2 protein-coding genes are annotated in these 1,318 nt (G+C 65.0%); both read right to left on the reverse strand.

Annotation, left to right across the window (positions count from 1 at the left end; genetic code table 11):
• On the reverse strand, nucleotides 1-337 hold a 337-nt coding region (locus I5W_RS12105; RefSeq protein ID WP_044529410.1), incomplete at its 3' end, for an enoyl-CoA hydratase/isomerase family protein.
• Between the two features lie 11 nt (nucleotides 338-348).
• A complete protein-coding gene (locus tag I5W_RS12110; protein ID WP_044529411.1) occupies nucleotides 349-1,245 on the reverse strand; it encodes a crotonase/enoyl-CoA hydratase family protein in 897 nt (298 codons plus the stop codon).
• Nucleotides 1,246-1,318: the final 73 nt, after the last annotated feature.

The following is a 1,318-nucleotide window of genomic DNA, read 5'->3' on the forward strand; positions in this document are numbered from 1 at the left end:
AGGCGATACCGACACTGACGCCGCGCACGGCCGCCACCACTGGTTTGTTAAGGTTGTATAGCCGCAGCGCCACCTGCTGATACGGCACCAGCGCACGCCGCGCATGGCTCACACTCATCGGCGGAGGCGGGCTGCCGTTGCCCTTGACGTCGGCGCCGGCGCAAAAAGCCCGGCCGGCACCCGTCAGGACCAGCGCGCGGATCTCGGGGTCGTTCTCCACCTGCTCCAGTTGCTCCAGCATCAGCTGGAGCATGTCCGGCGTCAGGGCGTTGAGTTTGTCGGGACGGTTCAGGCACAGCGTGGCCACCGCGCCGGTGATGCTCAGTTCGACATCCATTCATGACTCCTTCAATCGCGGCCGAGGGCGTGCAGCTTGATCATGCCGTCGCCGAATGGCGCATCGCGGCTCTTGAGTGCTTCCTTCAGGCCCACGGCTTCCATATCGGCCTTGAATTGGGCGCGGCGCGGTCCTTGGGACAGGTGTGCGCGCGCATCGTTTTCCACGGCCAGGCGCTGCAGGGTGGAGGCGCCGGACAGTTCGAGTGCGAGGTTGACGATGCGCTTGTTGGCACTCAGCAGATCGGCATCGACGAACGACAGGCGGCGTGCCAGCTCATCCACTTCGGCCTCGAGTTGCTCGGCCGGCACCGCCTCCATCACCAGGCCCAGCCTGGCGGCATCGCGCCCAGCCAGCGAATCGCCGGTCAGCAGCAGGCGCTTGGCCCATTGCGGACCCACGTGGTAGAACCACATGTGCGCCGGCGGCGAACCGTTCGCCCGCGTGGCGGGAAAGCCGATGCGCGCGGTGTCCGCTGCGATCACCATGTCACAGGCCAGGGCCAGGTCGGTACCGCCGGCCAGGCAATTGCCCTGCACCTTGCAGATGATGGGTTTATGGATCGCCGCCATCAGGTTCACCGTCTCGTTCTGGCGCTCCATCGACCAGCAGTCGTCGTCAAAGCTCTTGGTGCCGCCGCGATAGGCCGAAGCATCGGCCTCCTGCTGCTTGCGGTCGCCGTAAGTGGTCACCAGGTCATAACCGGCGCAGAAGTCGCGCCCCGCCCCCTGCAAAACGATCACGTTCACCGATCTCAGGTCGTCCGCTTCCNACAGGGCCTGCTTCAGTTCGCGCAGCAGGACACCGTTGATGGCATTGCGCTTCTCGGATCGGGTCAGGGTGATGCGCGCCACCCGTTCGGTGACATCGGATGTGACGCATTCGCTCGATTCGAGCCATTTGGCCATGATGATCCTTCAAAGATCGGTCGATTGGGGTGCGGGCTGGCCGTAACGTTCACGCAGGGCGGCCTTGCTGACC

Origin of the sequence: Herbaspirillum sp. B65 (assembly GCF_000333555.1) — a bacterium.
Taxonomy (GTDB): Bacteria; Pseudomonadota; Gammaproteobacteria; order Burkholderiales; family Burkholderiaceae_D; genus Herbaspirillum; species Herbaspirillum rubrisubalbicans.